We start from the raw sequence: 25,464 nt of genomic DNA, 5'->3' as shown, positions 1-25,464 counted from the left end.
GCGCGGCCACGAGGTGTTACACCGCCCGCCGCGGAAAACCGCGCGGCGGTAACGGTTTCGGTGGTTGCCGCGACCCATCGGGTGTCTGGCTCCCGGGCCCGCCGGAGGATTCCCATGCGCACTCGCGACTCGGCCGACGACCTGCAGGTCCACGCCATCGCCGGTTCCTACGCCGTGCTGCTCGGCATCGACCTCGCCCAGGAGGCCACGCCGGGCCTCCTGGGGTTCGCGATCGAACGGTCCGACCCGGCGAAGAACGAACACCACTGGCTGCGCGGCATGAAGGTCTTCGAAGAGACCTCGCACGGCATCCCGCCGGGCCGGTCGGTCAGCCTGCGCGACCACCCGCTGCAGTCGTTCCAGTGGGGCGACTACACCACCGAGCCCGGCCACGAGTACACCTACCGCGTCGTGGCCCTCTACGGAGAACCGAAGAACCTCGAGGTCCGCCACGAGGTGACCACCACCGTGACGACGGAACCGGTCGACACCGGCACCCACGCCGTCCACTTCAACCGCGGCGTGGCCGCCAGCCAGGCCTACGCGCAGCGGTTCGGCCGCCCCCCGCGCAAGGACGACCGCAGCGACCCCGCCTACGACTGGCTGGCCCGCGGGCTCGACCGGGCGCTGCTGACGTTCATCGGCTCCGCCACCGGGCCCGGGTTCGCGCTGCGCGGGTCGGTCTACGAGTTCTCCTACCCGCTGGTCCTCGCCGCGCTGAAGGCCGCCGCGGACCGCGGCGTCGACGTGAAGATCGTCTACGACCGGCGCGGGAAGGCGAGCACGGACCCGAACCGCCGCCAGGTCTGGCAGGAGTCCGAACCGGCCATCGAGGCCGCCGGCCTCGGACCGAACATGATCCCCCGCACGACCAACAGCGCCATCTCGCACAACAAGTTCCTCGTCCTGCTGCACGAAGACGAGCCGCAGGCCGTGTGGACCGGGTCGACGAACATCACCTGGGGCGGGCTGTTCGGCCAGTCCAACGTCGGGCACCTCGTCCGCGACCCGGCCATCGCCGCCCGGTACCTCGACTTCTGGACCCGCCTGGCCGCCGACCCGGACTACGCGCGGATCCGCCCCGGCAACACCGACGCCACGCCGACGCCGAGCAGCCCGCCGCCGGCCGGCATCTCCCCCGTGTTCAGCCCGCGCACCACGCTCGACCTGATCGACTGGTACGCCGCGCAGGCCAAGAGCGCGCAGCGGTCGTTCTTCATGACCGCCGCGTTCGGCGTCCACGACCGGATCGCCGAGGCGATCGGGACGGAGTCGGACGTCCTGCGCTACCTCGTCCTCGAGCAGCCGCCCGACAGCGGCGACGTCGCGTTCACCCGCGACCACGACGTCAAGGTCGCCGTCGGTTCGCTGCTGAGCTCGGACATCCTCGACCGCTGGACGAAGGAGCAGCTGACCGGGCTCAACGTCAACGTCCGCTACACCCACACGAAGTTCATGCTCGTCGACCCGCTGGGCGACACCCCGCTGGTCATCACCGGGTCCGGCAACTTCAGCGACGCCTCGGTGCACGAAAACGACGAGAACATGCTGATGATCCAGGGGGACACCCGCGTCGCGGACATCTACCTCGGCGAGTTCATGCGGCTGTTCAACCACTTCTACTTCCGCTACCTCCACCAGAAGCTGCGGAGTGCGGACGACGACAAGACCGTCTACCTGGTCCCGGACGACTCGTGGGTCCACCGCTACTACGACCCGGCCACGCCCAGCTTCCGGCAGCGGCTGCTGTTCCGCTGAGCCGCGGGACTCACCTTCGATTGGCGCAGGCGATGCAGATCCGCGTCGCCGGGAGGGCGGTGAGCCGGTCTTCGGCGATCGGGCCGCCGCAGCGTTCGCAGACCTCGTAGACGCCGGCGCGCACCCGCTCGGCGGCCTTCGCGAGGGCTGCCAGCTCGTCCTGGGCCTGCCGCAGCAGGGCCTGGACCTGCTCCCGTTCGAAGGCGATGGTGGCGCCTTCCGGGTCGTGCTCGTCGTCGGCGCTGCTGAACTCCGACGCCGCCACGATCTCGGCCCGTTGCCGGGCCAGCGCCGTGGCCAGCCGCGTGGTTTCGGCCCGGGCGTTCTCGATCAGCTCGGTCGCGCTGCGTTCGTCCATGTCCGTTCCGTTCAGGCCGGCGGGGTGAAGCGGCCGTCGACGGCGGTCCAGCCCCCGTCGACCATCATCGTCGACCCCGTGACGAAGCTGGCCGCCTCCGAAGCCAGGTAGACCACCGCGCCGGCCAGTTCCGACGGCCGGGACCACCGGCCGAGGGCGCTCTTCGCCGCGTAGGCCTCGTACCAGTCCGGGTTCGCCTTGATCTGGCTCGTCAGCGGGGTTTCCACCACGCCCGGCGCGATCGCGTTGATCCGCACCCCGGCCGGGCCGAACTCGGCCGCCGCCGTCTTCACCAGCTGGATCACCCCTGCCTTCGTCGCGGCGTAGACCGACTGGCCCGGTTCCACGACCTGGGCCCGGACCGACGAGAACACCACGATGCTCCCGCTCCCCCGCGCGACCATCCGGCGTCCGAACGCCTGCAGGACCGTGAAAGTCGCCTTCAGGTTCAGCGCGACGACCCGGTCGAACTCCTCTCCAGTGTAGTCCAGCAGCCGCTTGCGGACGTTCGTCGCCGCCGTCAGCACCAGGACGTCGACCGGGCCGGCGCTCTCCGCGGCGCGCGCGACCGCGTCGGCGTCGGTGATGTCGAGCTCCAGGGCGTCGTCGGCGGTGGCTTTCGCGGCCTCGGCGTCCTTGTCCGCGCACAGCACCTGCGCGCCGTGGGCCGAGAGCGCCCGGGCCGATTCGCGGCCGATGCCGCCCGCGCCGATGACCAGCGCGCGCTTGCCGTCGAGCCGGAACAGCTTCTCGTAGGTCATGGGATCGCTCATTCCGGCCGGATGACGGCCATGCGGGTGACGGTCAGTTCCTCGATCGCGAACCGCGGGCCCTCCCGGCCGATGCCGGAGTCCTTCACGCCGCCGTAGGGCATGATGTCCGACCGGAACCCCGGCACCTCGTTGATCACGACCCCGCCCACCTCGAGCTCCTCGATCGCGCGGAACGCGGTGGCGAGCGACTTCGTGTAGACGCTGGCGTGCAGGCCGTAGCGCGAGCGGTTCACCATGTCCAGGGCCGCCGGCAGGTCCGGGACCGAGCGGATGGCCACGACCGGGGCGAAGATCTCCTCGCACCACGCCTCGGCCGTCTCCGGCACGTCGAGCAGCAGGGTCGGCTCGATCGTGCGGTCGACGACGCGGCCACCGTGCAGGAGCTTCGCCCCGGCGGCTTCGGCCTTCCCGATCCAGTCGAGGACCCGGCGGGTCGACGCTTCGTTGATCAGCGGCGCGACGCGCGTCCCGGCCGAACGCGGATCGCCGACCGTGAGCTCGCCGATCCGTGCCGTCAGCCTCCCGACGAACTCCTCGCGCACCGGCTCGCACACGATGACCCGCTGCACCGCGATGCACGCCTGGCCGTTGAAGTAGAAGCCGCCGCGCAGGACGGCGTCGGCGGCCTTGTCGAGGTCGGCGTCGGTGTCGACCACGAGGGCGGCGTTGGACCCCAGCTCCAGCACCACCTTCCGCGGCGCCGCGTCCCGCGCGATCCGGTGCCCGACGGCGGCCGAGCCGGTGAAGGACACCGCGGCCACCCGCGGGTCGGTGACCAGGAGCCGGCCGACCTCGGCGTCGCCGGTCACCACCTGCACGATCTCCGGCGGGGCGCCGTGCCGCTCGGCGGCCTGGCGGACGAGGTCGGCGAGCCACAGGGTGGCGAGCGGCGTGGCGGGCGCGGGCTTGCAGATCACCGGGCAGCCGGCCGCGATGGTCGGGGCGATCTTGTGCGAGGCCAGCAGGAGCGGGCCGTTGAAGCCGGCCACGCCGACGACGAGCCCGATCGGCTTGCGCGTCCAGAACCCGATCAGTCCGGCGCCGGACTCCTGGACGTCCAGCGGCACGGTCTCCCCGTGCAGCTGCGCGACCTGCTCGGCCGACGCCGACCAGGTGAACAGGGTGCGGTCGAACTCCACCGTGCAGTCCGTGCGGGTCTTGCCGGTCTCGGCGATCAGCAGCTCGACGAACTGCTCGCGGTGCGCGCGCAGGCTCGCCTCGACGTCGAGCAGGACGGCCCGCCGCACGGCCGACGAGAGCTTCCCGACCGCCTTCACGACGGCCGCTCCGGCGTCGAGTGCGGCTCGCGCGTGCTCGGCGGTGCCCACCGGCGCCTCGGCGACGACCGAGCCGTCGTAGGGGAACACGACCGGTTCCGTCCCGGTGCCGGTGACCCAGCCCGGCCCGATCGGCAGGCCGGCCCGGAACGCGGGAACGGCGAACGCCGGATGCGATCCCATCAGCGACTTCTCCTCCACGACGACGGTGTCCTGGGTACGGCCAGCGGCGCCGCAAGGGTGCTCCGGCGTCTGCTGGTCCGACCAGCTCTGACCAGGGTCAGGATGCCTCTACCAGCGACATCGGTCAAGTGCGACCACTTGACGCAGGTCACAAAGTGCGTCAAGGTGCCCTGTATCCAATCCGCGAAAACCCGAGAAGGGATGTCGGATGGCGGCACGCATCCCCCTCGTCGACGAGGTGACCGCGATGCTCCGGGAGCGCATCTACGCGCAGCGCTACCCGCCCGGGGCGTGGCTGCGGCAGGAGCAGCTGTCCGCGGAGCTCGGCGTCAGCCGGACCCCGCTGCGCGAAGCCCTGCGGGTCCTCGAACAGGAGGGCCTGGTCCAGGTCGTCGCCGGACGGGGCGCGCGGGTCGTCACCGGCGACGTCGAGACGCTGCTGGCCGCGTACGAGCTGCGCGCGGTCGTCGACGGCCTGGCCGCGCGGCTCGCCGCGGAGCGCTCCCCCGGCGAACGCGTGCGGTCCCTGCGGCGGGCGATCGACGTCCAGCGAGCGGCCGTCGCTCCCTGGGCCGCCCGCGACTACAGCCAGTCCAATGTGGACTTCCACGAGGAGATCACCCACCTGTCCGGCAACGACTTCGTCATCGGGCAGCTGCCGATCCTCCGGATGACCGCGCAGGTGTTCGCGCCCGTGGCGCTGATCCGCCCGGACAGCGCGCTGCGGGCGATCACCGAGCACACGGCGATCACCGACGCCATCGAAGCCGGCGACGGGCCCGGCGCCGAACGCCTGGCGCGCGCCCACATCGAAGCCACCATCCGCCAGCTGAAGGAGAACGCGAAGCAGGCGAAGGGCGAAGGCGTGTCCTGACCGGGCACCCGAAGCCGCGACACAAAGGAGTGATCCGCCGCCATGTCCCCCTACTACGTCGCTTCCGACATCGGAGGCACCTTCACCGACACGGTCGTCATCGACTCCGCGGGCTCGGTCGGCCGGTACAAGTCCTCGACCGTCCCGGACAACCCCGCCCAGGGCGTGCTGGACACGCTGGTCCTCGCCGCCGAAGAACGCGGCACCCCGCTGGCGGACTTCCTCGCCGGCGTCGAGGTGTTCGCGCACGGCACGACCGTCGCCACCAACGCGATGCTCGAAGGCCGGAACCGGCGGGTCGGGCTGATCCAGACCCGCGGCTTCGGCGACACCCTGACCGTGATGCGCGGCTTCAAGGGCATCGGGCTCGAGGAAGAAGCCATCAAGCGCTTCCGGACGCTGGTCAAGCAGCCGGCGGCGGTGCCGCGGCAGCTGACCGCCGAGGTCACCGAGCGCGTCGACTACGCGGGCCGGGTGGTGTGCCCGCTCGACGAGGACGACGTCCGGCGCGCGGTCGCGGAGCTTCGGGACGCCGGGGCCGAGGTGTTCGCCGTGTCCCTGCTGTGGTCGTTCGCCAACGACACCCACGAGCGGCGCGTCGCGGAGCTGATCGAGGAGGTCGTCCCTGGTGCTTCGGTGACGCTGTCGTCGGAGTTCCTGCCGCGCATCGGGGAGTACGAACGGACCCTGACCACCGCGGTCAACGCCAGCCTGCGGCCGGTCCTCAAGACGTCGCTGGACTCGTTCGAGAACACGTTGACCAAGGCGGGCCTGAAGTCCGGGCCGCTGCTGATGCAGTCCAACGGCGGGCTGGCCACCTTCGCCGAGGTCGAGAAGCGCGCCGCGGCCACGGTCCTGTCCGGCCCGGTCGGCGGTGTCGTCGCGTCGCAGTTCCTGGGCGCCCGCAACGGGTACCGCACCATCGTCACCACCGACATGGGTGGCACCAGCTTCGACGTCGGCCTGGTCCTCGACGGCCGGCCCGTGATGTCGAACAAGACCCTCATCGGCCGCGACGAGCTGGCCCTGCCCTCGGTCGCCGTCCGCGCGATCGGCGCGGGCGCCGGATCCATCGCGTCCGTGCGGGGCGGCGTCCTGCAGGTCGGGCCCGCGTCGGCCGGCGCGCGGCCCGGCCCGGCGTGCTACGGCCGCGGCGGCACCCGGCCCACCGTCGCCGACGCCGACCTCGTGCTCGGCTACCTCAACCCGGGCAACTTCCTCGGCGGCCGGCTGACCCTCGACGTCGAGAAGGCCCGCGCGGCCATCGACGAGCACGTCGCCACGCCGAGCGGGCTGAGCGTCGAGGAGGCGGCCGAAGGCATCAAGACGATCGTCGACGCGCGGATGGCTGACCTCGTCCGGCAGGTCACCGTCGAGCAGGGCTACGACCCCACCGACTTCGCGGTGTTCGCCTACGGCGGCGCCGGGCCGCTGCACGCGTTCTCCTACGGCGCCGAGCTCGGCTGCCCGCAGATCGTCGTCCCGATCACCGCGTCGGTGCACTCGGCCTTCGGGATCGGCTGCTCGGACCTGACCATGGTCGAAGAGCTGTCCAAGCCGATGCAGACCCCGCCCGGCACGACCGACCACGCCTCGGCGCTGCCGCCGGACGAGCTGAACGCCACGTTCGACGAGCTCGCCGCGCGCGCCCGCCGCGACCTCGTGGCCGCGGGCGCCGCCGAGAGCGGGATCTCCTACGGCAAGTTCGTGGAGATCCGGTTCCGCGCCCAGATCCACGTGCTCACCGTGCCGATCGACGCCGAGCGGATCACCGCCGCCGACGTCAACGCGATGGTGGACCGGTTCGTCGAGGTCTACGAAGGCCGCTTCGGCAAGGGCGCCGCGTTCCTCGAAGGCGGCGTCGAGATCACGACGTTCCGCGTCGTCGCCACGAGCCCGGTGCCCCGCGCGGAGTTCGACACCGGCGCGCTCGCCGCCCAGGACGCCCCCGAGCCGGGCACCCGCCCGGTCTTCTCCGGCGGCGAATGGCGTGACGCCACGGTTCTCCGCACCGAGCACCTGCGTGACGGCCTCCGCATCGAAGGGCTCGCGATCGTCGAGCTGCGGGACACGACCGTCGTCGTCGGCCCGGGCCAGGACGCCGAAGTCGACGCGTTCGGCGACATCGTCATCCAGAACCGCTGAGGCGGAAGGGACAAGCGCATGACCACCACCGTCGATCCGGTCACCTACGAGGTCATCCGGCACAAGCTCTGGTCGATCAACTCCGAGGGCGCCACCACCGTCGAGCACGTCTCGGGCTCGCCGGTCGTGCACGCCACCGACTACAACTTCGGCATCTACACCGCGGCCGGCGAGATGGCGATCATCGGCACCTACCTGCTCACGCCCATCTACACCGGCGCGATGGCGATCGAGGTGTTCCTCGGCCGCTACGACGACATCGAGCCCGGGGACGTCTTCATCATCAACGACCCCTACCTGGCCGCGATGCACCAGAACGACGTCCAGTTCTGCAAGCCGGTGTTCCGCGACGGCGAGATCGTCGCCTGGCTCGGCTGCATGGCCCACCAGGTCGACCTCGGCGGCATGGACCCCGGCAGCTGGTGCACCACCGCCACCGACGTCTTCCAGGAGGGCATCCGGATCCCGCCGGGCCGGATCGTCCGCAAGGACGTGCTCAACCAGGAGCTGTGGGACACCATCGTCCTCAACTCGCGGATGCACGACACCGTCGCCAACGACTTCCGCGCGTTCCTCGCCGGGCTGCGCGTGGCCGAGCAGCGCTTCCACGAGCTGTGCGCCCGCTACGGCGCCGGCGCCGTCCGCGCGACGATGGAGAAGACCCTCGACAACTCCGAAGCGGACCTGCGGGCGATGCTGCGCGAACTGCCGGACGGGGTGTACGAGCACACGTCCTATTTGGACCGGCCCGACGGCGCCGAGGGCATCGAACTGCTGCAGGTGCCCTGCCGGCTGGAGAAGACCGGCGACCGGATCGTGTTCGACTTCTCCGCAGCCAGCCCGCAGTCCCCGGCCTACGGCATGACCACGCGCGGCGGGCTGCTGGGCGCGGTCGCGACGCTCATGCTGTGCACGTTCGGGTCCGACATCCCGTGGAACCACGGGCTGATGCGCCCGGTCGAGGTGACCGCGCCCGACGGGCTGTGCGTCACCGCGGTCGAACCGATGCCGGTCTCCGGCGGCGCGGCCGGCGCGAACTGGACGGCGACCTGCTCGGCGGGCGGCGCGATCGCGAAGATGCTGTCGTTCTCCGAGAAGTACGAAGGACACGCCTTCGGGCCCTCCGACGGGTCGTGGCAGCTCAACCAGTTCGGCGGCATCGACCAGCACGGCGAGCCGTTCGCGTCGATGTACATGGACTCCCTGCTGTGGGGCGGTCCGGCGTTCTCCTTCCGCGACGGGGTCGACGCCGGGGGCGCGATGGTGATCCTCGCCGGCGGCGCCACCGACGTCGAACAGCAGGAGATGCGGCACCCGCTGCTGTACCTGTGGCGGCGCACGGTCGCCGACTCCGGCGGCGCGGGCACCTACCGCGGCGGCAACGGCATCCAGTTCGCGCTGACCCCGATCGACACCACCGAGGTCACCGGCGTGCTCGGCACCCACGGCGTCGCGCTGCCGAACCGGACCGGGCTCTTCGGCGGCCTCCCCGGCTCGTGCGCCCGGTTCGAACGCGTCACCGGCGCCGATCCGCTCGCCCACCTCGGCGCCGGGAAGTCCGTCAGTGCCTTGCCGGAGCTGGACGGCGACCACCAGGTCCTGCCGGGCGTCGCGCCCGCCGCGCGGATCGCGCACGGCGACGTCTTCGAATGCACCGTGCAGAACGGCGGCGGCTACGGCGATCCGCTGCTGCGCGACCCCGCCAAGGTCGCCGCGGACGTCGCCGCCCGCACGGTCAGCGCGGAAGCCGCGGCCCGGCTCTACGGCGTCGCCCACCGCGACGGCGAGGTCGACGCGGCGGAGACCGGCCGGCTGCGGACGCGCATCCGCGAGTCGCGGCGCGGCCGGATGACCGCTCCCCCGGCGTCGACGCTGAGCGCGGGCGAGCCGACGGGCATCTGGGGCGCCGCCCTCACCATCCACGGCGAGGTCGCGTCCTGCCGCCACTGCGGGACCGTCCTCGGCGAGCTGGCCGGCGGCTGGGAAGCCATCGCCGGCCGCGTCCCGCTCGGCGCCGACGACCTCGGCGCCCGCGTCGAGGTGCACCCGGACCTCTCGGCGGTCGCCTACGTCTGCCCGCACTGCGTGACTTCGCTGTGGGTGGACGTCGAGCCGGCGGCCGGGAAGACCTGGCGGGACTTCGCCCTGCAGTCCTGACCCGCCACCCTTCGAGGAGACCGGAACCGCATGCGCACCCATCACCTGGCCGTCATCGGCGGCGACGGCATCGGCCCCGACGTCACCGCCGCGGCGCTGGCCGGCGTGCGGGCGGCCGCCGGCCGGTTCGGCTTCGCCGTCACGACCACCGAGTTCGACCTCGGCGCCGAGGCGTACCTGCGCACCGGCGTCGCCATCGACGACGAGACCACCGCGCGGCTGCGGGAGCACGACGCGATCCTGCTCGGCGCGATGGGCGATCCCCGGGTCGCGCCGGGCGTCCTCGAACGCGGCTTCATCGTCGCGCTGCGGGTGGCGTTCCGGCAGTCGGTGAACATCCGGCCCGTCCGGCTCTACCCCGGCGTCACCAGCCCGGTCGCCGGGGTCACGCCGGACAACTGCGACCTGGTGATCATCCGCGAGAACACCGAGGGCCTCTACACGGGCGGCGGCGGGCTCTCCCACCCCGGCACGCCGCACGCGGTGGCGCTCCAGAACTCGGTCACCACGGTCGCGGCGACGACCGAAGCCGTCGACTTCGCGTTCCGGCTCGCGGCGTCGCGGCGCGGTCGGCTCACGTTGTGCCACAAGAAGAACGTGCTCCTCCACGCGGGCGGGCTGTGGCAGGACATCGTCGACGACGTCGGCACGCGCTACCCCGGCGTCGAGCACGACTACGTGCACGCCGACGCGATGTGCCAGCACCTGCCGCTGGACCCGGGCCGGTTCGACGTGGTCGTCACCGACAACCTGTTCGGCGACATCATCAGCGACCTCGGCGCCACCGTGCAGGGCGGCCTCGGCCTCGCCGCCAGCGCCGACTACAACCCGGCGGGCAGCGCGCCGAGCATGTACGAACCGGTCCACGGCTCGGCGCCCGACATCGCGGGCAAGGGCTGGGCCAACCCGGCGGCCGCGGTGCTGTCCGCGGCCCTGTGCCTGGCCGGGCTGGGCGAGCGGGACGCGGCGCTGGCCCTCGAAGCGGCGGCCGCGTCCGTGCTCGCCGAGATGCCCGCCTTCGCCGGCCCGGAGATGGGCGGCAGCACCGCCGAGCTCGGCGAGCGCATCGCCACGCGCGTCGCCGGCGTCGACCCGGCGAAGATCGGCGACCCGGCGCGGTCGCTGATGAGCGCCTTGGCGCGGCAGGCGGCCGGTATCCTCGATCGCTGACGGAAGGGGGCGCGGTGCCGAACCAGCCTGCGACGGCGAACGGGCGGGTCTTCCAGCGCGTGGTCGACTACGTCCAGACCGCCATCGCGGGCGGCGAGCTCAAGCCCGGCGACCGGCTGCCGAGCGAGCGCGAGCTGGTCGAGAAGTTCGGCATCGGGCGGGCGTCGGTCCGCGAGGCGCTGCGGGTCCTGGAGAACATGGACCTGGTCCGCTCGCAGCCCCGTGACCCGCGCGGCCCGCTCGTGCTGCCGATGTCGGTCGAGCCGGTGCGCCGGACGATCGCGCTGCTCGCTTCCACCGGTCAGCTGCCGCTCGCCGAGCTGGTGCAGTTCCGGATGATCGCGGACGCGTCGGCGAACCTGCTCGCCGCGGCCCGGCGCACCGACGAACAGCTGCTGCGGCTCGAACGGAACATGGCGCGCATGCGCGAGTGCATGAACGTCGGCTACACCGAGTTCGGCCGGGCGGACATGGAGTTCCACGAGATCATCGCCGAGGCGGGCGGCAACAAGCTCGTGCAGGTCTACGGCGACGTCACCCGCGAGGCGGTCCTCAAGCTGATCCAGCAGACCATCCTCGGCGCCGACGACGAGACCGCGCTGATGCTGCAGTCCATCCGCCACCACCGCGCGGTCTTCGCGGCGATCTCCGAACAGGACGGGCTGCGCGCGTCCCGCCTGGCGCGCGAAAGCCTCTACGCCTACTACGCCGACCACGTCGCACCGGCCGACCGGGCGATCATGGCCGACCTGGTCCGCGAGTGCGGTGGCGTGGTGCCGGACTGAGCCTCATCGCGCACGACAACGGCCCCGGGGCAGCGCCCCGGGGCCGTTCGCCGGTTACTTCGTCTTGCGCTGCGCGCTCCCGGCGGGGGCGTGCCCGTTGGTCCCGCTGTCGGCCGGCTTGGCCTTCGGGGGCGCCGGCTTCGCGGCCGGCTCGGCCGCCGGCTTCTCCGCCACGGGCTTCGCGGTCTCGGCCGGCTCGGTCACCGGCTTCTCGGCTTGGTCCGCCTCGACCAGGGGATTCGAGCGCCGGACCTGCAGGACCGCCGCGACCGCGGCAGCGACCCCGGCGAGGGCCAGCAGCCACGGCCAGCGGGCGCGACGGCCGCGTTCACCGCGGGCCACGCTCTTCGCTTCTTCGAGCGCGACGGCGAGGTCGCTCTTGGCCGTCGCGACGGCCTTGCGGCGCTTGCGGTTCGACTCGCCCGCCGAGCCCGCCACCGTCGCGATCGCCTGGGCCGCCTTGCGACCCGGGTCGCGCAGCTTGACCGCGCGGGACACCACTTCGTCGCGGGCGGCGACCGAGTGCTTCCGCAGCTTCCGGCGCGAGGACCGCGTGCTCTTGTCGAAGTCCTTGCTCGCCGAGCGGCCGACCTTCGCGAGCTCGTCGGCGCCTTCGGTCAGCTTGCGATCGGTGATCTCCACCGCCCGCGCCGCCGCGGCCGCTCCCACTCGCGCCGCTTCCGCGGCGAGGTCCCGGACGCCGGCCGCAGCCGTCTTCACCGATCGTCCGACCGGAGCATCGCCCTGGCTCATTGTGACCACCTCTCACTAGTCCGGCAGGCAGGGCCTGCTCAGCCTCACACCTGTGGGCTACCCACCGAACGGCCGTCCGGAACCTCGGACCACCCGTTGGAGTCGGTCAGGCACGCACGTCGGGCAGGCTCGTGCCGCGCTGCCGGCGCCACGCGTCACCCGATTCGTCGTGGTCGGTGGAGGCGCTCAGGTGGGCCCACTTCGCGTCGGTGTCGACGCGGTGCTGCCACGCTTCGCGCCCGAACTCGTAGGCGTCGCTGCCGGCGAGCAGGCGCAGCGGCGGCTCGTCGAGGCCCGCGACCGTGAGCACGAGGTCGGCGACCTTGCGCGGGTCGCCGGTGGCGTGCTGCTCGAAGCCGGCCATCGCGCGGGCGGACGCGCCGACCGTCGCCTCGTAGGGCGCGCTGATCGGCGGCGTCGTCATCGAGGCGCCGCCCCAGTCGGTGCGCATCCCGCCCGGCTCGAGGACGGTGAGCTTGATGCCCAGGGGCGCGACCTCGGCGGCGAGGGCCTCGGTGAACCCGCCGACGGCCCACTTCGCCGACTGGTACGCGGTCATCCCGGGGCTTCCGACGCGGCCGCCCACGGACGAGACCTGGATGATCCGGCCGCCGCCTTGCTCACGCAGCACCGGAACCACGGCCTTCGTGACGTAGACCGTGCCGAAGAAGTTCGTCTCGATCTGGCGCCGGAAGACCTCGAGCGTCGTGTCCTCGAGGGACACGCGGTCGCCCTGGCCGGCGTTGTTGACCACGACGTCGAGCCGGCCGAAGGCGGCGACCCCCGCGGCCACCGCGGCTTCGGCGGCCGCCGGGTCGGTGACGTCGAGCGCTTCGACGTGGACCTGCTCGCCGTACCGGGCCACGAGGTCGTCGAGCGCACGCGGGTCCCGCGCGGTGGCGACGACGCGGTGCCCGGCGGCGAGGGCCTGCTCGACGACCCGGCGGCCGAGGCCGCGCGACGAGCCGGTCACGAAGAACACTGAACTCATGGGAAGCTCCTCAGTTAACGCAATACCTTTGCGTTAACTCCGAAGTTACGCCGGCCGCCGAGTTAAGTCAAAGCGGTTGCGTTATCGTGGACGGGTGCCCCAGCCCCGCCAGCGCGCCCGCTCCGACCAGGACAAAGAGGTCCGCAAGACCGCCCTGCTGGCGGCCGCGCGCGAGCTCGCGGCCGAGCGCGGTGTGCGTGAGGTCACGCTGACGGAGGTGACCACCCGGGTCGGCCTGCACCCGTCCGCGCTGCGGCGGTACTTCGAGTCCCGCGAGGAGCTGCTGCTCGAACTGGCGGAGCAGGGGTGGGCCGACTGGCGCTCGCGGCTGCTGGCCGACCTGGGCGGCCGTCAGCTGACCGCGGACACCCTGGCCGAGGTCGTCGCGCGGTCCCTGGACGCTCTGCCGCTGTTCTGCGACCTGCAGACCCACGTGGGGCTCAGCCTGGAAGGCGCGGTCCGGCTGGAGCGGGCCCGCCAGTACAAGACCGCGGCGTCCGCGGCGTTCGACGACATGACGGACGCACTGGTTGAGACGGTCGCCGGCCTGAGCCTGGACGGCGCCCGGACGGTGCTGACGGCGGCGATGAGCTGCGCGGCGTACCTGTTCCAGCTCTCGCGGCCGTCACCGACGCTGCGGCAGCTGTACGACGAGGAGCCGCGGTGGGCGCACAGCGCACTGCGGTTCCGGGAGCAGCTGACGACGTTGCTGACGGCCGTGGCTCGCGGCGTCACGAAGAGCACCTGAACACGCACATGCGCCGGCGGATCTTCCCGATCACGCTGAGCTTCGGCTCAACCGGTGTGCCGTGCACGACGCCCGTGACCGGTTTCGCCTCCGCGGGGTGACGTCCGGGCGGCCGGCGCCTGGCACCGTACGGGCGTCGGCCGCCTGTCCCGGGAGGTTCCGCATGGTGCGAGTGTCGATCGTCGATTTCCCCGCCTACCGGTTCACCTTCGCGTGGCGGGGCCGGTCGGGCACGGCGGGCCGCCGCCGTGAGCCGCCGCCGGTGCCGTGGCCGCCCGAGACCGGCCCCGGCTCCGGCGGCCCCGTCCTGCCCCGCGCGCTCGTCGTGCTGCTCGGCGCCGCCGCGACGGTCGTCGTGCTCGCCGGGGTGCGCGCGGTCGCCTGGCTCGCCGGCCCGGTGTTCCTCGCCCTGGTCGTCGTGATCACCCTCGACCCGGTGCGGACCTGGTTGCGGGACAAGGGACTGCCCCGCTGGCTGACCGTGACGGTGCTGGTGGTGACCGTCTACGCGGCCCTGCTCTCGTTCTTCCTCGTCGTCGTGGTGTCGGTCGCGCAGCTGTCGGCCCTGCTCCCCCGCTACACCGGGCGGGTCGACGAACTCCTGCACGACGGGCTGACCGTGCTCGGCCGGTTCGGCGTCGGCCGGTCCGAGCTGCGCTCCATGCTGTCGTCGGTCGACGCCGGGAAACTCGTCGGCCTGGCCGGTTCCCTGCTCGCGTCGGTCGGCGGGCTGGTCACCAACCTGGCGTTCCTGCTGGCCCTGCTGCTGTTCCTGAGCGCCGAGTCGGCGTGGGCCGGGCAGCGCCTCGGCCGGATCTCGGGTGACCGGCCGTGGATTTCCGCGTCACTGCGGGGTTTCGCCTACGGAACCCGCCGGTACCTGCTCGTGACGACGGTGTTCGGCGGCATCGTGGCCGCGCTCGACACCGGCGCGCTCGCCCTGCTCGGCATCCCGGGCGCGGTGCTGTGGGGGCTGCTCGCCTTCGTCACCAACTACGTCCCCAACATCGGCTTCCTGATCGGCGTGGCCCCGCCGGCGGTCATCGCGCTGCTCGACGGCGGCTGGAGCGCCCTGCTCGTGGTGCTCATCGTGTACGCCGGGCTGAACTTCGTGGTGCAGTCGCTGATCCAGCCCCGGTTCGTCGCCGGCTCGGTCGGACTGTCCACTTTGGTCACCGTGCTGGCCCTGGTGTTCTGGACCTGGCTGCTGGGCCCGCTCGGCGCGATCCTGGCCGTGCCCGCCACCCTGCTGGCCAAGGCGCTGCTCGTGGACGTCGACCCGCGCGCCCGCTGGGCCGAGGCGCTGCTGTCCGCGCCCCGCCGCGACGACGGCTGACGGCTCAGGTCAGGCCGTGCTGGCGCGCGACCACGACGGCGGAGCGCCGGTTGTTCACGCCCAGCTTGCCGTAGATGGCCCGCACGTGGGTCTTCACGGTGTTGACCGAGACCGTGAGGTCCGACGCGATCTCGTCCAGCGACCGCTGGGAGGGCAGGCGCCGCAGCACCACCTGCTCCCGGTCGGTCAGGTCGCTGGACGGGTCGTGCGGGACGAGCCGGCCGCGCACCGACTGCGCGAAGCGGTCCAGGGAGCCGAACCCGCCCGAGTGGTCGATCAGCAGGTCCGCGACGCGCGGCTCGGCGAGCGCGAACGGCCGCACGAGCCCGTTCGGCCGGGCGAGGGCGAGCGCGCGGTCGAGGGCGTGCAGGGCCTTGGTGCGCCGGTGCGAACGCAGCGCGAGCGCGGTTTCGACGAGGCAGAGGTCGACCGGGGTCGCGGGCAGCGACGCGGGCCCCACGGGGGCGTCTCGCAGGATCGCTTCCGCCGCTTCGGTTTCGTCGGCGGCGAGGTGGGCCCGCAGGTGCAGGAGCGTGAGCTCGCCGCTGCCGGGCAGCCGTTCCTGGGCCCAGGCGTGCACTTCGGCCGCGTGCAGTCCTTCGCCGAGGGCGAGCGCCGCGTGGTGCTCCGCGACCGCGCAGACGCCGGCGATCTCGCGGGGCAGCTCGATCCCGGTGAGCCGGTGCCGCGCGGCCCGCATGGCCTGCGAGCCGCCCGCGCGGTCGCCGTCGTCGAAGCGCACGACACCTTCGAAGAACTCGCGCAGCGGCCCGAGCAGCGGCGCACCCCCGGGGACCTCCGCGGCCGTCGCCTGGGCGAGCTCGCGGGCCGCGGCGACGGGCTCGGCCCGCATCAGGTCGTCGTACGCCAGCAGCAGGTGGCACTCGGCCACGCCCGGCGACCGGCGCCGGCCGCGGCGGCGCGCGACGGCGAGCGCACCCGTGCAGGCGCGCCGCATCGCCGGGTGGTCGCCGTGGAAGGCGGTGGCGACGGCCAGCGCCAGTCTGCTGTGGAGCGCGAGGTGGTCGAGCCGCTCGCCGTGGGCGAGGCGCAGGGCCTCCTCGGCGCGGGTGACGGCGTGCCGGCGGGCCCCGCGGTGCAGCGAGCGCCACGCGAGGTCGAGCTTCGTCCAGGCGTCGAGCTCCGGAGACCGCACGGGCACGGAGATCTCGGCCTCCGGCGGCCGCTTCCCCGTCACGAGGGCCAGGTGCCGGACGGCGAGGGTCCACAACGCGTCATCAGCGTCGGCCCCGGGCAGCGGGTGCGCCGCCCCCGGCTCCCCCAGGTCGGCCGCGGCTTCGGCGAGCTGCCCGCGCTGGATGTGCTCCAGCGCCGACGCCAGCCGCAGCCGGGGGTTCAGCGCCACCGTCTCCGCGCCCAGGTGGGTCAGCGCGACGCGCACCGGGTCGCCGTCGCCGGCCAGCACCTGCCGTACCGCGTGGTCGCAGGCCAGGGTCAGCACGCGCTGCCGGTCGCGGCCCGACACCGCGTGCCCGAGCGCCTCCCCGAACCGGCCTTCGCCGGTGTACCAGCGCGCGGCGATCCCGTGCAGCCGCAGCACCCGCTCCGGGCCGCGGCGGGCCAGCTCCGCCCGCAGGAAACCACGCAGCAGCGGCGGAAGCCGGTAAGTCTCGGCCGGGGTGCGTGTCACGAGCCCCATCGCGCGCTCGAGCTCGTCCAGCGTCGCCCCAGCGTCCGGGCGGCCCGACAGCCGCACGGCGAGCGTCGCGCTCACCGCGTCGCAGACACTGATGCACAGCAACAGGTCCGACGTCGACGCCGGCAGCCGCGAGAGCACTTCGTCGGCGAAGAACCGCGCCACGGCACGCTCGTCGCCGGTGACCGAGGCGACGAGCCCGTCGGCGTCTTCGGCTTCCCGCACCGAGACCGCGGCCCAGCCGAGCGCCGCGGCCCAGCCGGCCGTGCGTTCGGTGAGCTCGCGGACGCGGTCGTCGCCCACCGCGGCGCCGGTCGCCCGCAGCAGGCACGCCGTTTCCCGCACGGTGAAGCGGAGTTCGGCCGCGCCCACCCGGGACAGGGCCGCTTCCACGTGCAGGCGGGCCAGCCGCAGCCGCGGCTCGACCCGGGTGGCGAGCACCAGCCGCAGCGCCGAGGGCAGGTGCCGGGCCAGCGCCGCGAGCGCTTCCATCGGCTCCGGGCGGGCGATCTCCTGGAGGTCGTCGAGCACCAGCCGCACCGGACCCAGCCCGCGGAGAGCGTCGTCGAGGTCGGCCAGGAACTCCTGCCGCTGCCCGGGCGGCGGCGGGGAAAGCCGGTGCAGCGCGCGGTCGGCGGGCACGGCCGGACAGCGGCGGAGCGCGCCGAGGATCGCCGCCCACAGCCGGCACTCGTCGTTGTCGTCGTCGTCCAGCGACACCCAGGCGACGTCGTGGCCGTCCCCGGCCCAGCCCGCCAGCGCGGTGGTCTTGCCGGCCCCGGCCGGGGCCCGGACCACCGTGACGGGCCGGGCCGTCGCGCGGTCGAACAGGGCCCCGAGCCGGGGCCGGGGCACGAAGATCCTCGGCAGCCGCGGCACCGTGACCTTCACGCCGGGGATCCGCCGGTACCGGGACGTCGTTCGAACGGGCACGTCAACCTCTCGGCTGTCGGGAGAAACGGGCCCCGGTTCCGCGGTCGACGCCGGGCGGAGGCCACGACTTTACTGATCACCGGAACGCGGCCGGCGGCCGCGTTCCCCGGCTCACCAGATTTCGTAGGTGGCTTCGTCGCCGTGCACGATGACGGCCCAGATCACCAGGACGTCGAGGGCGATCACGACGAGGCCCCAGAACGGGTACGCGGACAGGAAAGCCAGCTGCGCCAGCGCGTTGAAGCCGGCGAGCGCGACCGTGACGACCCGGGCCCACTGCGCACCGGTGAACAGCGCGATGCCGGTCAGCACGGCGAGGACGCCGACGATCAGGTGGATCCAGCCCCAGCCGGCCAGCGAGAACACGAGCAGGCCCGACGGGCCGAGCACGTAGTAGTCCCGGTCGAACAGCGCGACCAGGCCCTCAACCGCGTTGAACAACCCGGCCAGGATGGTGATCGCGCCGGCGAACCAGAGCCAGCCGACCCGCCGCGACCGGGCCACGGCGGGCGGTGGCGTGCGGGCGCTCGTCGGCCCGGTCCGGGATTGCGTGTGTTCGGACATGGTCCCTCTTTCCTTCGGGGGCTGCGGACCCGGGCGATCGTGGCCGGTTCCCCGTCCGGCGGGCCTCGCCCACCCCAGGTGAGATCACCCGGCCCGCCCGTGGCTCACACGGCGCGGGCGATGCCGGCACGGCGGCATCCGCAGCACAGTGCGGCGAAGACCACCGAAACCGGACCGAGGAGGAATGTCATGGCCGCGTTGACCGTCTGGCGGTTCCCCACCGTCGAAGGCGCCGAAAACGCACTGGACCTGTTACGGCAGTTGCAGAAGCAGCAGCTGATCTCGATCGCCGACGCGGCTTTCGTGAGCTGGCCCGAAGGGCGGAAGAAGCCGAAGACCAAGGACCTCGGTTCCCTGACCGGGGCCGGCACGCTCGGCGGCGCGTTCTGGGGCCTGCTGTTCGGCCTGATCTTCCTCGTCCCGTTGCTGGGCGCGGCCGTCGGCGCGGCGATCGGGGCGCTGACCGGGTCGATGGCCCACGTCGGGATCGACGAGGAGTTCATCGGTACCGTCCGGAACCAGGTCACCCCCGGGACGTCCGCGCTGTTCGTCATGTCGGACGACACCGTGCTGGACCGGGTGGTGGAACCCTTCAAGGAAACGGGGGCCGCATTGGTGAGTACCAATCTTTCCGCGGAGGAGGAGACCCGGCTGCGCGACGCCTTCGGCGAATCCCCCGAACCGGCGCCCCTGTGACCGACGGCGTCATCCGCACGAAGGCCGCCCGGCGAGCACGCGCAGCAGCGCGGCGACCGCTCGCCGGAGGCCGCCCGGGACCGCCGCCGACGCACCGGGCGCGTCCGGCGGCAGGCGGACCCGCAGCACCGCGGGCAGCACGCCGAACCGCAGCGGCGGCGCGCAGCGCGCGGGTTCGCCGTCCACGGCGGCGTCGACGAGCGCGGCCGCGGACTCGACCGTGAACTCCCGCGTGCGCCACGCGCGGTACCCCGGAAACCGGGTCAGGTCGCCGCGCAGTTCGGCGGCGACCAGCTCCGGCACGTCCCGCGCGTGGTCGACGGCGACCGTGACGATCCCGAGCGTCCCCCGGTCGAGCCGGTCGCGGCCACCGAACCCGCTGAGCCGATCGAGGCGGTACGGGCCGTTGGCGACGAGCAGGACGTCCACCGGCGGCATCGGCCGCCCGTCCGGCCCGGGGAAGGCCAGCGGCCGCCGGGCGGCCGGGCCGAGCAGGCCGGGCAGGCACCGGGCGATCGTGGCGACCCGCGCGTCGCGGTAGCCGGGCGCGCGGACGAGGTCGGCGTAGACGCCCAGCGAAACGTTGTTGACGAACACCCGGCTCCCGAGGAGCCCCAGGTCGACGCGCCGCTCGACGGCCTCGCCGAAGGCCGCCAGCGCCGCCGCCGGGTCATCCCGGTCCAGCCCGAGGTCGCGCGCGAAGTGGTTGCGGGTGCCCGCGGGGACGCAGACGAACGGCAGGCCGTGCCGGCGGGCGACGTCGGCGACGACGGCCTGGCAGCCGTCGCCGCCCGCCATCCCGAGCACGTCCGCGCCCTCGGCCACCGCCCGTTCCGCGAGCTCGCGCAGGTCGCCGCCGAGTTCTGGTTCGAGGGGCCGGATCCCGAGCGCGCGGGCCCGTTCGCCGAGTCGCGACGCCGTCGCCGAACCGTTGCCGGACAACGCCTTCAACAGCAGGACGCCCGCCGATGCCGGGGCGACGCGGCGAGTGGGCGGCGCGGCGGGCAGGTCCGGGCCGAGCGCGGTCCGGGCGGTCGCCAGCGACGTCGCGGCGAGCCCGGCGGCGGCCGCGAGCAGGGCGTAGGGGTGGATCCCGGGCAGCAGCACGAGCAGCACCGCGGCGGCGCACCCCGGCGCCCCCGCGGCCGCTGGAGCCAGGCCGCGGCGCACCAGCGCCGCCCCGCCGGCCGCGAGCGCACCCCCGAGCAGGAGCACCGCGAGCACGAGCTGGACGGGCTGGCGGAGCAGGGCACCGGACACCACGGCGAACGCCGCGAACAGCGCCGTCACGGAGATCCCCGCGCACACCCGCCGGGTCGCCGACGGCCGTCCGTCCGCCCGCTCCGCCATCACCGCACCTCCGCGGCCCACCCTGCGGCGCGGGCGGGCCCGAGTCGTCACCCGTGGTGGATGACTCCCGCTTCACCCCCGGCGGGCGACGCCCCGGCCGGGCGCGCGGCCGACGATCCCGTCCATGTCACCGAACCAGGACACCGCGACCCGCGACGACCGCGTCGCCAGGGCCCACGCCGCCGGGATCGCCGTACCGCGCGCGGACCACGCCGAGTTCCCCGCCCCCGGCCGGCGGGCCGACCCGCTCGCCCTGCTCGCCCGCCAGGACGCCGACCGCGTCCCCGAACTGCTGCCGCTGCGCTACGGCCGGATGGCCGCGTCGCCGCTGGCCTACTTCCGCGGGGCCACGCTGCCCGCGGCGGCCGACCTCGCCGCGACGCCGCGGACCGGGTTCACGGTCCAGGCGTGCGGCGACGCCCACCTCGGCAACTTCGGCCTGTTCACCTCCCAGGGCCGGCGGCTCGTGTTCGACTTCGCCGACTTCGACGAAACCCTGCCCGCGCCCTGGGAATGGGACGTCAAGCGCCTCGCCGCGAGCTTCGAGGTCGCCGCGCGGGAGAACGCGCACCCCTCGATCCAGCGCCGGCGCACGGTGCTCGCGGTGGTCGAGGCCTACCGCCTGGCGATGCACGACTTCGCCCGCCGGACGGCCCTCGAGATCTTCGCCGCCCACGCCGACACCGCGACGCTCCGCACGGTCGCGGCCCACCGCCTCGGGCCGGCGAGGCGGCGCGCGCCCGGCCGGGACGCCACGGTGCGCCGGTTCACCGAGGTCCGCGACGGGCAGCTGCGGCTGACCGCCCGGCCGCCGCTGGTCGTCCCGGCCGGCCGGCTCGCCGGTGACGGCGACCCGGCGACGCTCGCGGACCGCCTCCGGGACGTGCTTTCGCGCTACCGGCGCACCCTCGGGCCCGCGCGGCGCGCGCTGCTCGACCGCCACCAGCTGGTCGACGTCGCCCGCACGGCCGCCGGAGCGAGCGGCGTGGGCACCCGGTGCTGGGTGGCGCTGCTGGCGGGGTCGGGCACCCGGGACCCGCTCTTCCTGCAGCTGAAGGAAGCCCGGCCGTCGGTGCTGCAGGACTACACCGGCGCCGCCGTCCGCGGCGGGGCCGGCCGGCGGGTCGTCACCGGGCAGCGGCTGATCCAGGTCACCGGCGACGTCTTCCTCGGCTGGGCCCACGTGACGCGGTTCGACGGGCGCGCGTGCGACTTCCACGTCCGCCGGCTGCGCGGCGGCCAGGGCGGCGCCGACGTCACGGCGATGACCCCGGCCGTGCTGCGCGCCTACGGCCGGCTGTGCGGGTGGACCGTGGCCCGGGCGCACGCCCGCACCGGCGACGCGCTCGCCATCGCCGCCTACCTCGGCTCCGGCCCGGTGTTCGCCGAAGCCGTCCGCGAGTTCGCGGTGGCCTGCGCCGACCAGAACGAACGCGACCACGCCGCCCTGCGCCAGGCGATCCGCCTCGGTCACGTCACGGCGGTGCCCGGGTGGTGAAGTGCCGGTCCGTCAGGGGAATCCGCGGTACTCCTCGCTCGGGAGCTCCCGGACCCGGTGCACGGACTCGACGCGCATCCCGAGCACCTCGAGCCGGCACAGGATTCGCGGAAGGCTGCCGGGATCGGCCACCGTCCCGAAGACGATCGTTTCCGGAGGAACGGGAACCACGAGCACACCCCGGAAATCCTCGACGCCTTCCCCCGCCCGATCCGGAATTGCGCCGTGGCCCCGGAAGACGTAATTCACGCCCGTCCGGCGGCCGAGCAGCGCCGGCCGGGTCACCGGGTGCCCCCGCCCCGGCGGGCCCGGCCCGCCGCGTACCAGGCGCCGGCGACCAGGACCGCGTCAAGCGCCACCACGGCGGCCGACCAGCCGCGCGGCGGCAGGAAGAACAGGCGGGCGACCAGGTCCGCGGCGGCGCGGACGCCGATGCGCACCTCGGCCGCCGGGCTGAGCGCGGCGAGCGCGACGGCCAGCCAGAGCAGCAGGGTCGCGACGCCGACGCGGCCCGTGCGCACCACGTCGAGCACCACGAGCTCCCCCGGCCCCAGCCAGAGGAACCGCGCGGCGGCGAATCCGCGCGGCCCGCGGCCACGGCGGCTTTTCCCGGAATCTCCACGGCTTTTCACGCGCCACACGATTCTGCGCGCGCCCGGCGTTTTCCTCGCCCGCAGCGGGTGAGCCGGACGAATTGCGTGGCAGGATCCGCCGGGACGTTCCGGAACCGATCGCGAAGGAGAATTGCGCATGCGCCAGTGCTGCGATGACTCGCCCCGAAGACGGGTACCGAGGACGAAGATCACCGTCCCCGGGCCGCCGGCGGACCTCGTGTCGCGGCCGCGGTTGCGCACCGTCCTCGACGGAGCGGGCGACGCGGCCATGGTGTTCGTGGGCGCGCCGGCCGGGTTCGGCAAGACCGTGCTGCTCGCCGACTGGGCCCGCGGCCACGACGGCGGAGCGGTCGCCTGGCTCTCGGCCGACCCCGACGACAACGACGACCGGCTCTTCTGGTCCGCGGTCCTGGAGGCACTCGGCGGCTGCGGCCGGATCCCGGACGGCAACCCGGTGCGGCGGCTGGCCGTGCCCGCCGCGCCGAGCGCCGATCTCGCTTTCCTGGCCCGGCTCGCCGACGCGCTGGACACCCTGCCCGAGCCGGTCCTGCTCGTCCTCGACAGCGCGCAGGAGATCACCGCCCCGGCCCCGTGGCACGGACTGCAGACCCTGTTGCGGCACCAGCCGGCGGGCCTGCGCCTGGCCGTCTCGAGCCGCCGGGAACCACCGCTGCCGCTGGGCCGGGCCCGGCTCGCGGACCGGCTCGTCGAAATCGGCGCCGCGCAGCTGCGGTTCTCCGACGAGGAGGCCGAAGCCCTGGTGGCCACCGGCGACGCGAACATCCCGCGCGACCAGGTCGGCCCGCTCGTCACCCGGACCGGCGGCTGGCCGGCCGGGCTGCGCCTGGCCGCGGCGTCCGCGGCCCGGCACGGCAGCCTGCGCGACTTCCTCGCCGGCCGCGACCCGGCCGTGCTCGACTACCTGACCGACGAGGTGCTCGCCCCGCTGCCGCCGGACCGGCGCGAGCTGCTGCGGGTGCTCAGGCTCGGCGACGACGTCCCGGCCGGGCTCGCCCCGGTGCTCAGCGGGCGGGCCGACGCGGAGGCGGTGCTGCGGGAGCTGGGCGAGCCGGTCACCCGGGTCGTCGAAACCGGCGGCACGCCGCCCCGGCACCGGGTGACGCCGTTGCTGCGCACCTACCTGCGGGCCGAGCTGCGGCGGCGGGCCCCGGACCGGTGCCGCACCCTGCACGCGGCGGCCGCCCGCTGGTTCGCCGAACACGGCAGTCCCGCGGCGGCGCTGCGGCACAGCGTCAGCGCCGGGAACCCCGCCCGCGTCGCGGAACTGCTGCGCGAGCACGCCGTGACGTTGTTCCTCGCGGGGGAACACGACGTGCTCCGGCCGGCGCTCGCCGTGCTCGAAGACGGGCGGATCACGGCCGATCCGCTGCCGACCCTGATCTCGGCCTCGCTGAGCCTGGAGGCGGGCGAGACGTCGGCGGCCGGGCTGCGGCTGGCCCGCGCGGAGGCGGCGTGGCCGGACTCGCCGACGGCGGAGCAGACCGTGCTGCGCCAGCTGGCGTACTCCCGGCTGGCCCAGCTCGACCGCACCCCGGCCCAGGCCGTCCGCGCGGCCGGGGAGGTCGACGAAGACCTGGCCGCCGAGGCCGGTCTCGGCGGGCTCGCGGCCCTGCACCGGGCCGCCGTCCTGATCGCCCGCCACGACCACGACGCGGCGCGGGCGTCGCTGGTGCCGGTGCTCGCCGCCGCGGAGGAGCGCGGCCAGGACTTCACCGTCGCCCAGTGCCTCACCACGCTGGGCGCGCTGGCCTGCCACGACGGCGACTACCGGGTGATGGACACGCTGGCCCGCCGGGCCGAAGACCGCCGGCCCCACCGGGATCCCCGGCGGTCGCTGCAGGGCGCCCGCGTGTCCGCGATGCTGGCCTACGGCGGGCTGCTCCGCGGCGAACCCGCCGAGTGCCTCGAGCAGGCCAAGCGGATCGGGCAGCTGCTCGGGGACGCCCCCGCCCGCGCGGCCGGCGACCTGCGCCTGGTCGCGGAAACCCTGCGCGGTGCCGCGGAGTTCGAGCTCGGCGCGTGGCACGCGGGGCTGCGGCGGATGCGCCGGGCCCGCACCCGGCTGGGCACCGGACGCGGGTGCCCAGCCGGGCACGCGGCCCTGTGCGCGGTGCTGGAGCACCGTGCGGCGCTGCGGCTGGGCGCGGCGGGCCAGGCCCGGGAAACCGTCCGCTGGGCCCAGCCGGTGCTCGCCGGTTCGGCGGAACTGCTCCTGATGCGGGCCCGGACGCAGCTGCGGCTCGGCCGGCAGGGCGCGGCGAGTTCGGTGCTGCGGTCCCTCGCGGACGACGTGGCGCCGATGGTGCTGCCGTGGGGCGCGATCGAGGCGTCGCTGGTCGGTGTGCAGGCCGCGCTGGCCGCCGGGGCGCGGGAGCGGGCGGCCCGCCTGCTCGACGACGCGCTGCGCGCGGCCGAACCCACCGGCGTCCGGTTCCCCCTCGTGTTCGCCCCGCCCGAAGTCGTCGGGTTCCTCACCAGCCGGCTCGGTGGCCTCGGCGCGGGCGAACGGTTCGCCGGGGAGGTGCTCGCGCTGCGCCGCCGGCTGCGCACCCCGCCGATGCCGGCCCCGCTGACCGAGCGCGAACGCGGCGTGCTGCGCCTGCTGCCGACGCAGCGGTCGATCGAGGAGATCGCCCAGGACCTGACCGTCTCGCCGAACACCGTCAAGACCCACGTCCGCGGCATCTACGCGAAGCTCGACGTCCGCAGCCGGCGCGAAGCGGTGGCGATCGCGCTGGAACGCGGCCTGCTCGACACCGAGGTCGCCGACTTCACGGTCTGACGCCGCTCGCCCCACCCGTCGCGGGTGAGGCGGGCGGGCGC

The 25,464-nt window shown here is 74.2% G+C and carries 21 protein-coding genes; 11 read left to right on the top strand and 10 right to left on the bottom strand.

From position 1 onward, the window contains the following. Positions 1-114: 114 nt before the first annotated feature. Positions 115-1,758, top strand: coding sequence for a phospholipase D-like domain-containing protein (locus tag ACYVLJ_RS43790; protein WP_460443130.1), 1,644 nt, complete (start codon positions 115-117; stop codon positions 1,756-1,758). 10 nt (positions 1,759-1,768) lie between these two features. Here ACYVLJ_RS43790 and ACYVLJ_RS43785 read toward each other — a convergent pair whose 3' ends face one another. The 3 genes from ACYVLJ_RS43785 to ACYVLJ_RS43775 are packed head-to-tail and all read right to left on the bottom strand — an operon-like array spanning position 1,769 to position 4,349. After that, positions 1,769-2,116 carry a TraR/DksA family transcriptional regulator gene (locus ACYVLJ_RS43785; protein ID WP_451975949.1) on the bottom strand — a complete coding sequence of 116 codons (348 nt, stop codon included), beginning with the start codon at positions 2,114-2,116 and terminating at the stop codon, positions 1,769-1,771. 11 nt (positions 2,117-2,127) lie between these two features. Then, the gene (locus ACYVLJ_RS43780; protein WP_451975947.1) at positions 2,128-2,877 is read right to left on the bottom strand and encodes an SDR family NAD(P)-dependent oxidoreductase; all 750 of its coding nucleotides are present in this window, start codon (positions 2,875-2,877) and stop codon (positions 2,128-2,130) included. 8 nt (positions 2,878-2,885) lie between these two features. Next, positions 2,886-4,349 carry an aldehyde dehydrogenase family protein gene (locus ACYVLJ_RS43775; protein WP_460443129.1) on the bottom strand — a complete coding sequence of 488 codons (1,464 nt, stop codon included), beginning with the start codon at positions 4,347-4,349 and terminating at the stop codon, positions 2,886-2,888. 208 nt (positions 4,350-4,557) lie between these two features. Here ACYVLJ_RS43775 and ACYVLJ_RS43770 point away from each other — a divergent pair, with 208 nt between their 5' ends. The 5 genes from ACYVLJ_RS43770 to ACYVLJ_RS43750 are packed head-to-tail and all read left to right on the top strand — an operon-like array spanning position 4,558 to position 11,480. Beyond that, the gene (locus ACYVLJ_RS43770) at positions 4,558-5,223 is read left to right on the top strand and encodes a GntR family transcriptional regulator (RefSeq protein WP_451975943.1); all 666 of its coding nucleotides are present in this window, start codon (positions 4,558-4,560) and stop codon (positions 5,221-5,223) included. Positions 5,224-5,265: 42 nt separating this feature from the next. Next, positions 5,266-7,368 (top strand): hydantoinase/oxoprolinase family protein, encoded by a 2,103-nt coding sequence (locus ACYVLJ_RS43765; RefSeq protein WP_451975942.1) that lies wholly within the window; start codon positions 5,266-5,268, stop codon positions 7,366-7,368. Between the two features lie 18 nt (positions 7,369-7,386). Beyond that, complete coding sequence (locus ACYVLJ_RS43760; RefSeq protein ID WP_460443128.1) at positions 7,387-9,525, top strand: hydantoinase B/oxoprolinase family protein; 2,139 nt, start codon at positions 7,387-7,389, stop codon at positions 9,523-9,525. Between the two features lie 30 nt (positions 9,526-9,555). Beyond that, positions 9,556-10,695, top strand: coding sequence for an isocitrate/isopropylmalate dehydrogenase family protein (locus ACYVLJ_RS43755; RefSeq protein WP_460443127.1), 1,140 nt, complete (start codon positions 9,556-9,558; stop codon positions 10,693-10,695). A gap of 14 nt (positions 10,696-10,709) precedes the next feature. Then, positions 10,710-11,480 carry a FadR/GntR family transcriptional regulator gene (locus ACYVLJ_RS43750; protein ID WP_460443126.1) on the top strand — a complete coding sequence of 257 codons (771 nt, stop codon included), beginning with the start codon at positions 10,710-10,712 and terminating at the stop codon, positions 11,478-11,480. A gap of 54 nt (positions 11,481-11,534) precedes the next feature. Here the strand turns inward: ACYVLJ_RS43750 and ACYVLJ_RS43745 are convergent, their stop codons facing one another. Together ACYVLJ_RS43745 and ACYVLJ_RS43740 are read right to left on the bottom strand one after the other, a co-directional pair. After that, complete coding sequence (locus ACYVLJ_RS43745; RefSeq protein ID WP_460443125.1) at positions 11,535-12,200, bottom strand: hypothetical protein; 666 nt, start codon at positions 12,198-12,200, stop codon at positions 11,535-11,537. Positions 12,201-12,339: 139 nt separating this feature from the next. Next, a complete protein-coding gene (locus tag ACYVLJ_RS43740; protein WP_460443124.1) occupies positions 12,340-13,224 on the bottom strand; it encodes an SDR family NAD(P)-dependent oxidoreductase in 885 nt (294 codons plus the stop codon). 94 nt (positions 13,225-13,318) lie between these two features. Between ACYVLJ_RS43740 and ACYVLJ_RS43735 the strand changes: the two genes are divergently transcribed. Next, positions 13,319-13,972, top strand: a complete 654-nt coding sequence (locus ACYVLJ_RS43735) for a TetR family transcriptional regulator (protein ID WP_460443123.1) — start codon at positions 13,319-13,321, stop codon at positions 13,970-13,972. A 163-nt stretch (positions 13,973-14,135) separates the two neighbouring features. Further along, entirely contained in the window at positions 14,136-15,308 is a 1,173-nt protein-coding gene (locus ACYVLJ_RS43730; RefSeq protein ID WP_460443122.1) for an AI-2E family transporter, read from the top strand. Positions 15,309-15,312: 4 nt separating this feature from the next. Here ACYVLJ_RS43730 and ACYVLJ_RS43725 read toward each other — a convergent pair whose 3' ends face one another. Beyond that, positions 15,313-17,898, bottom strand: a complete 2,586-nt coding sequence (locus ACYVLJ_RS43725) for a MalT transcriptional regulator family protein (RefSeq protein ID WP_460443121.1) — start codon at positions 17,896-17,898, stop codon at positions 15,313-15,315. A gap of 111 nt (positions 17,899-18,009) precedes the next feature. Beyond that, positions 18,010-18,462 (bottom strand): DUF7144 family membrane protein, encoded by a 453-nt coding sequence (locus tag ACYVLJ_RS43720; RefSeq protein ID WP_451975920.1) that lies wholly within the window; start codon positions 18,460-18,462, stop codon positions 18,010-18,012. Between the two features lie 189 nt (positions 18,463-18,651). On the opposite strand from ACYVLJ_RS43720, the gene ACYVLJ_RS43715 reads away from it, so the two are divergent. Next, positions 18,652-19,158 carry a DUF1269 domain-containing protein gene (locus ACYVLJ_RS43715; RefSeq protein WP_460443120.1) on the top strand — a complete coding sequence of 169 codons (507 nt, stop codon included), beginning with the start codon at positions 18,652-18,654 and terminating at the stop codon, positions 19,156-19,158. A 9-nt stretch (positions 19,159-19,167) separates the two neighbouring features. Here the strand turns inward: ACYVLJ_RS43715 and ACYVLJ_RS43710 are convergent, their stop codons facing one another. Then, complete coding sequence (locus ACYVLJ_RS43710) at positions 19,168-20,508, bottom strand: diacylglycerol/lipid kinase family protein (protein ID WP_460443119.1); 1,341 nt, start codon at positions 20,506-20,508, stop codon at positions 19,168-19,170. Positions 20,509-20,632: 124 nt separating this feature from the next. On the opposite strand from ACYVLJ_RS43710, the gene ACYVLJ_RS43705 reads away from it, so the two are divergent. Then, positions 20,633-22,006, top strand: a complete 1,374-nt coding sequence (locus ACYVLJ_RS43705; protein WP_451975914.1) for a DUF2252 domain-containing protein — start codon at positions 20,633-20,635, stop codon at positions 22,004-22,006. Positions 22,007-22,018: 12 nt separating this feature from the next. Here the strand turns inward: ACYVLJ_RS43705 and ACYVLJ_RS43700 are convergent, their stop codons facing one another. Both ACYVLJ_RS43700 and ACYVLJ_RS43695 read right to left on the bottom strand, forming a co-directional pair. Continuing rightward, the gene (locus ACYVLJ_RS43700; RefSeq protein WP_451975911.1) at positions 22,019-22,291 is read right to left on the bottom strand and encodes a hypothetical protein; all 273 of its coding nucleotides are present in this window, start codon (positions 22,289-22,291) and stop codon (positions 22,019-22,021) included. Then, on the bottom strand, positions 22,288-22,638 hold the full coding sequence (locus tag ACYVLJ_RS43695) for a hypothetical protein (RefSeq protein WP_451975908.1): 351 nt from the start codon (positions 22,636-22,638) through the stop codon (positions 22,288-22,290). The genes ACYVLJ_RS43700 and ACYVLJ_RS43695 overlap by 4 nt, the downstream gene beginning before the upstream one ends. A 118-nt stretch (positions 22,639-22,756) precedes the next feature. On the opposite strand from ACYVLJ_RS43695, the gene ACYVLJ_RS43690 reads away from it, so the two are divergent. Continuing rightward, positions 22,757-25,423, top strand: a complete 2,667-nt coding sequence (locus tag ACYVLJ_RS43690) for a MalT transcriptional regulator family protein (RefSeq protein WP_460443118.1) — start codon at positions 22,757-22,759, stop codon at positions 25,421-25,423. Positions 25,424-25,464 lie beyond the last annotated feature (41 nt).

This window comes from Amycolatopsis stemonae (assembly GCF_054781455.1).
The sequence above is the reverse complement of the archived record's forward strand: the minus strand, read 5'-3'. Positions and strand labels throughout refer to the sequence as shown.